At 59.1% G+C, this 6,547-nt stretch carries 5 protein-coding genes and 1 tRNA gene; 1 reads left to right on the top strand and 5 read right to left on the bottom strand.

Translation table 11 applies throughout. The features are described from left to right. Positions 1-84: 84 nt before the first annotated feature. Positions 85-161: transfer RNA gene (locus BN1136_RS06220), tRNA-Asp, on the top strand. Positions 162-287: 126 nt separating this feature from the next. Here BN1136_RS06220 and BN1136_RS06215 read toward each other — a convergent pair. The 5 genes from BN1136_RS06215 to kefF all read right to left on the bottom strand — a co-directional run bounded on the left by BN1136_RS06215 (position 288) and on the right by kefF (position 6,536). Next, a protein-coding gene (locus BN1136_RS06215) for an IS3 family transposase (RefSeq protein WP_152552585.1) occupies positions 288-1,441 on the bottom strand; the annotation gives its coding sequence in 2 pieces (ribosomal slippage) (positions 288-1,204 and positions 1,204-1,441; 1,155 coding nt in all). 939 nt (positions 1,442-2,380) lie between these two features. Further along, the gene (locus BN1136_RS06205; RefSeq protein WP_043756739.1) at positions 2,381-3,367 is read right to left on the bottom strand and encodes a helix-turn-helix transcriptional regulator; all 987 of its coding nucleotides are present in this window, start codon (positions 3,365-3,367) and stop codon (positions 2,381-2,383) included. A gap of 289 nt (positions 3,368-3,656) precedes the next feature. After that, on the bottom strand, positions 3,657-4,043 hold the full coding sequence (locus BN1136_RS06200) for a SirB2 family protein (RefSeq protein WP_043756741.1): 387 nt from the start codon (positions 4,041-4,043) through the stop codon (positions 3,657-3,659). Continuing rightward, the gene (locus BN1136_RS06195) at positions 4,040-5,896 is read right to left on the bottom strand and encodes a monovalent cation:proton antiporter-2 (CPA2) family protein (protein WP_043756743.1); all 1,857 of its coding nucleotides are present in this window, start codon (positions 5,894-5,896) and stop codon (positions 4,040-4,042) included. Before BN1136_RS06195 ends, BN1136_RS06200 begins: the two co-directional genes overlap by 4 nt. 37 nt (positions 5,897-5,933) lie before the next feature. Further along, positions 5,934-6,536 (bottom strand): glutathione-regulated potassium-efflux system oxidoreductase KefF, encoded by a 603-nt coding sequence (kefF, locus tag BN1136_RS06190; RefSeq protein ID WP_043756746.1) that lies wholly within the window; start codon positions 6,534-6,536, stop codon positions 5,934-5,936. Positions 6,537-6,547: the final 11 nt, after the last annotated feature.

Below are 6,547 nucleotides of genomic sequence, written 5' to 3'. Positions count from 1 at the left end.
GATATGTTGAAGACAGATGAGCGGCTTCGAGGATGACACCTCATAAAGAAGCGGCAAAAGATTTAGCGAAAGCTAACCGAATGCGGAGCGGTAGTTCAGTCGGTTAGAATACCGGCCTGTCACGCCGGGGGTCGCGGGTTCGAGTCCCGTCCGCTCCGCCACTAACAAGAAGCCCAGTCGAAAGACTGGGCTTTTTTCTTTTCTGAATGTTCCCATCCCCCAAGTCCGTCCCCGCGAGAAGGTCTTTTGCTTAACAATCAGTCAGTGTTTGAATCGCCCCGGCTTCTCTAGACACTTTTGAGCCGTTCGAAATATTGCTTTTCACACTCTACTGGCGATAGCCCGTTGTTGAAACTGTGCCGACGCTTGGGGTTGTAAAACATTTCAATGTAATCGAACACATCCCGCCGGGCCTCCTCGCGATCCGCATAGGTTTTACGTCGGATCCGCTCGCGTTTTAGGAGCTGGAAGAAACTCTCCGCCACCGCGTTATCATGACAGTTACCACGTCTGCTCATGCTGGCCTTGAGCCGCTGCTCCCGCAAAAAATCCTGCCAGTCATAGCTGCTAAACTGGCTACCTTGGTCGGAATGAACCAACACTTCCTGCTCAGGTCGCCGTCGCCACACCGCCATCAGTAACGCGCTGATGGCTAGCTCTCGGTCGATCCTTGGCCTCATTGACCAACCAATGACTTGTCGTGAAAACAAATCCAATACTGCGGCCAGATAGAGCCAGCCTTCATGGGTTCGGATATAAGTGATGTCCGTTACCCAGACCTTATTTGGCTCAGTCACATCGAACTGGCGCTCAAGATGATTCGGTGCAACCACTGCCGGCTGGCCACCATAATGACCGGGACGGCGACGATAACCGGTTTGTGAACGTAAACCCTCATGACGCATTAATCGCGCCACCCGGTGTTTCCCGCAGGTCTCTCCCATCTCTCGCAGGTCATCCCGGATCTTGCGATAACCATAGACGCCCCCGCTTTCTAGCCAACATTGCTTGATCTGGCCCAGGAGGCGTTGGTCTTCCAGGGCTCGGACAGATAAAGGCTGGAGCTGCCAGGCGTAATAACCGCTCGGGTGGACATTCATCATTCGACACAGTCTGCGGATGGGATATGTGGACGCGTGCTCCCGGATGAAGGCGTACCTTACCCTGACAGCTTGGCAAAGTACGCGGCGGCCTTTTTTAAGATATCTCGCTCATCGGTGACGCGGCGCAGTTCAGCCTTGAGGCGCCTAATTTCGGCTTGCTGGCTGGAGTCATACTGTTGCTGCACGTCGGGTTGGCTGTAGCGCCTGATCCAGGCGTAAAGACTATGGCTGGAAACACCAAGCCGCTCAGCAACCTCTGCCACTGGGTAATTCCGCTCAGTCACTTGCTTGACGGCGGCCAATTTGAATTCTTCCGTGTAACGTTGCTGTTTGCTCATAACACCTCCTGAATGACCTCAGTTTGAGGCTCTTGGGGTGTCTAGGAAAGTAGGGGCGATTCAGAATGATGCTGTGGTAGACAGATATAAGAAAAGGGGACGGCGTCTGCCGTCCCCTCAAGTCATGTCGCCCAGTCCCTGAACTGCCATGCTCCCTGCAATCCTTGACTCTATCCTTTCCTTTGGAATTTCCCCTTCCCACTCCGTTGGGGTGTCCTGTGGCCATCCTAGCCTGGCAATCGCTCCTGATTGCTTCACCCTCTCCATCCTGGAGGTGTCCATTACCACATCCCGTGGTGTTCCATGCGTCGTCCTGACAGATAACCACCCTGGTTATCTCGCTTCATCCTGAAGCTGGTTCCTGCCGCTTCCTGCGGTGTTCCCTCGTCATCCTTGAGAGTGACTATCCGTGCCACTCATCCTCGTCCCGAGGTGTCCAGCGACCGCATCCCGCGGTTGTCCTGTCTATCCTTGCGATAACCATCCCGGTCATCGGCCTCATCCCGAGGTGTTCCTTGTCCACGTCCTGTGGATTATTCCCTAATTATGCGCTGTTTCTGCATCCTGCCGAATCAGCTCGTCCTTGTGAGACCCATACTAAGGCAATCGAGCGCATCTACAAGGCATCTGAAGTCATTGGAATGGATTGTCTGGCGAACCCTGGTGTGATGTGTAGGTAGATTTTTCATTTATATCAGAAGCTTAATTGGTTTCTGTGGAAAGCATGCCGTACCCTGGATGGCTTCACGCACGGTTCAAAACTGAGGGGGCTTACAGGGGGAATGGCAGATCTCTCACAAGCAGAAAATGGCAGGAAAACGATATTACAGCGGGTTCAATCAGGGGAGTAATAGTTAAAAATTAATTGAATAAATATGTGTAAAAAACAGACAAAAGCCGAGCGCAGGCTCGGCTTTTCATCATGGATGGCTGGGGAGATCAGCTTACTCGGGTACCCGGTGTCGGATATGCCTTGCGCAGGGACTCGGGGGCCAGAACTTCCAGGTTGCCGCTCATGTTGTTCAGCCAGGAGCGAAACTCGGGTGTGTCCTGCACTTCGGTCTCGACCACCACGCTGCGCTTGTCATAGCGGGTCATTCGCGGGTTGTGTCCCGGGATTTGCCCGTCGATCAGGGTCGGGCAGTTTGCATCGATGCGCCCGACGAAGCGGATCGGGCCGCTGACGTCCTGATAACCCTGGTCGCGGATCAGCTTCTGGATATTGAAGTCCTTCGGCTGGGTCGCGCTGAAGTTGGTCAGCTCCACGTTCTTGATGTGATCGAACGGAATGCCATAGACCTTGGGATCCAGCTCGGACAGGGTGCAGAGCAGGATAGGGCCATCGGTCTGGTTCAGGATGCCGAGGGGATTGATGCGGTCATAACAGAGCCACACGGTGCGCTCCTTGATGACACGCTGGATCTCGGCGCTGAACTTGCGGCCGCGCCAGAGAGCGTCGCGGATCAGGGTGCTGCGACGGATCTCCGGGTTGCCGGCAAACGGACGCGGCGACTGATGCACGCTCTCCAGCCAGCGTTCGGCCAGTTCGCTCTGGCTGTCGCGGATCACCTGGCCGGCCTTGTCGACCAGCGGGTTCAATTCGGTCAGCACGCTGGCCGGCAGCAGTTGGCTCGCCTGGTCGCTCCAGGTCTTCAGCGCCACTGCCAGGGAGAGCGGCATGATGTTGGCAAAGTCGTTGAGACCGTGTCGTTCGAAGCACCAGCCATGGGGCTTGCTGCGCTCATCGGAGGTGAGATCGAACAACCCCATGCCGGACATCTCTTCCAGGTCCCGTTGCACGGTACGGAGACTGACGTGAATGCCTTCCTCTTCCAGTTTTACCTGGAGTTGGCTGGCGGTCAGCTTGTAAGGGCGGTGCGGGATGCAACGCGCCAAGGTCAGTTGTCGTAACAGCTTCTTACTCATGGTGCTTGCCTTCACTGGTTTAGCGTTGAGTGTATCCTAGCCATGGGTTGCGACAGTCTATGTCGCAAGTTTTGCTGCGACAACTGTCGCCATTTTCATACATAATCTTGCAAGCTATTGATAATAAATGTGAATCATCAATATAGAGGGGTTGTTTGAGGCTTTTTTTGGTTGAAATAAAGTCTTGTCAGGGTTGTCGCCGCCGTGACGGCTGCGAGGAAATGAGGATCAAACGGGGATACAGAGGAGCGGGAGAGGGGGGAGAGAAGCCTCCCCCCCCAGGAGGTCATCAGGCCAGCCAGGACCAGGGAGACTTGGTGAGGGCGGCGCCCACCATGTAACCGAATACCACCAGGGCGGCGACACCGGCCAACACCTTCTGGCCGCGGGCCGGGCGCTTGAGCGCCATGACGCCGAAGCCGATGTAGACCACCAGGGCGATCAGCTTGGCCATCAGCCAGGGTTGCTGACCCGGGCTCATCTGCAGCGTCACCGCCAACAGCACGCCAAGCAGTAGCAGGAAGGTGTCGTTGACGTGGGGCAGCACCTTCAGCCACTTCTGCTGCAGGCGAGCACTGCCCCCGAGGGCCAGCAGCCAGCGATAGAGGAACAGCAGCAGGCTGACCAGGGCCAGGATCATGTGCAGGTGTTTGAGCAGGGGATAATAGGCAATCATATTGCTTCCTTGTCGTTCTCGGGCAGACCGCTGTTCCAGTTGTGGGCGTGGGTACGCTCCTGTCCTTCCTGATCGTCTTGCAGCAGGTCGGAGAGGATCTCGCGGTATTGCAGGCTCTTGTTGATATAGGTGTGCTCGTCGTCCAGGTAGTTGACCTGCTCGCGCAGCAGCCGGTTGTCGTACTGCTTGAACATCTGGCCGGCGCGCCAGGCCTGGTTGGCCCGGAATCCCAGCTGGGTCAGTGCCTCGACCCCCAGATCCACCGCCGATCCCAAGGTCTCCCGGTGCACGCTGTCGATGCCCTGGCGCAGGATCTCGTGGGCATGGGGTCTGTCCTGGGCGCGAGCCAGGATCCTGAGGTGCGGGAAGTGCTTCTTCACCAGCTCGATCACGGCGATGGAGGTGGCCGGGTCGTTGATGGAGAGCACCAGCAGCTTGGCCTTGTGGGCACCGGCGGCATGGAGCAGGTCGAGCCGGCTCGCATCGCCGTAGAATACCTGATAGCCGTACTTGCGCAGCATCTCGATCTGGCTGGCGTCCTGCTCGAGAATGGTGGTGCCGATGCCGTGGCCGTGGAGCAGGCGCCCCACGATCTGCCCGAAGCGGCCGAAGCCGGCGATGATGACGGGGTGCTCCACCAGTTCCGGCTGCTCGTGTTCGGGGGTATCGCTCTGGTTGCGGTAGTCGAACCAGGGCTGGATCACCCGATCGTTGAGGATCAGCAGCAGAGGCGTCAACGCCATGGAGAGGGCCACCACCAGGGTCAGCAGGGAGATGGTCTCCCCCGGCAGCACCTTGTTCTGGGCGGCGAACGAAAACAGCACGAAGGCGAATTCCCCTCCCTGGGCCAGGGCCAGGGCAAAGGTCCAGCGCTGGCTCGGCGAGATGCGGATGGCGAAGCCGAGCCCCATGAGCACCAGCCACTTCAACACCATCAGGCCGACCACCAGGGCCGGGATGAGCAGGGGATGGGCCGCAAACAGGCTGAAGTCGATGCCGGCCCCCACGGACATGAAGAAGAGGCCTAGCAGCAACCCCTTGAACGGCTCTATGTCTGCCTCCAGCTCGTGGCGATACTCGCTGTCGGCCAGCACCACGCCGGCGAGGAAGGAGCCGAGGGCAGGGGAGAGACCCACGGATTCCATCAGCACCGCGATGGCGATCACCAGCAACAGGGCGGCGGCGACGAAGATCTCCCGCATATGGGCCTCTGCGATGGCGCGAAACACCGGCCGCATCAGGTAGTGGCCGCCCAGCACTATGCCGGCGATGGCGGCCACCACCAGCAGGCCGTGCTGCCAGCCGGCGAGTTCCGACCCACCGTTGCTGGCGATCGGGGCGATGGCCAGCAGCGGCAGTATCGCCAGTATGGGGATGACGGCGATGTCCTGGAACAGCAGCACCGCAAAGCCGGAGCGGCCGCTCTCGCTCTGCATCAGCCTGCGTTCCTGCAGGCTCTGCAGCACGATGGCGGTGGAGGAGAGCGCGAGAATGAGGCCGATGGCGAGCCCCTGTTGCCAGGGCAACCCGATGAGGCTGGCCACCCCGGTCAGGACGGCACTGGTGAGCAGTACCTGCAGGCCGCCGGTGCCGAGGATGGGTCCCTTCAGTTGCCACAGCAGCGCCGGGCGCAGCTCCAGGCCGACCAGAAACAGCATCAGTACCACTCCGAACTCGGCGAAGTGCATCACGTCCTTCTGCTCCCCCACCAGGCCGAGGAGGAAGGGGCCGATGATGATGCCCGCCAGCAGGTAGCCGAGCACGGAACCCAGCCCCCAGCGCTTGGCCAGCGGCACCGCGATCACCGCGGCACAAAGATAGATCAAGGCGTCAAACAGCAGTCCGTGTCCCATCAGTGATTCCTCCGCCCTTGTGGTCTTGTTTCTTGCCTCATGATGACAGCCCCCCCAGGAGATCGCGCAGGTAGGAGGTGCCGGTGAGCTGGGCCGGGGTCAGCTGCTCGTCCCGCAGGGCGCACAGCAGCTGACGATAGTCCTGGCCGCAGCGACGCAGTGCCTCCGGATCCCGTATCTTGTGAAAGGAGTGCAGCACGAAGGGGGGCAGCCAGGTCATGCCACACAGCTGCGCCGTCTGCTGAAAGGGGAGCAGGAAGTCGAGCAGCGGGCGCTGGTTGTAACCGGCGCTGCAATAGGATTCGGGAGCGCCCCCCGTGGTGATGGCCGAGAGCCACTGCTTGCCGCTGAGGGCGTGGGCCTCGGGGCCGTAGGCGTAGCCATACTCCAGCACCAGATCCATCCACTCCTTCATGATGGCGGGGCAGGAGTACCAGTAGAAGGGGTGCTGGAAGACGATGATGTCGTGGTTCGACAGCAGGGTCTGTTCCCGCTTCACGTCGATGTACATGTCCGGGTAGTGGTGGTAGAGGTCGTGCAGGGTGATACCCTCCAGACCGTCGATCGCCTGCAGCAGCTGCCTGTTTGCCCGGGAGCTCTGCAGTGCCGGGTGAGAGAAGATAACCAGAATGCGTTTCATGGGGTCATAAC

Source organism: Aeromonas taiwanensis, from assembly GCF_000820165.1.
In the GTDB taxonomy this organism is placed as follows: Bacteria; Pseudomonadota; Gammaproteobacteria; order Enterobacterales; family Aeromonadaceae; genus Aeromonas; species Aeromonas taiwanensis.
Note: the sequence above shows the minus strand (reverse complement) of the source record. Positions and strands in the feature narration are given on the sequence as shown.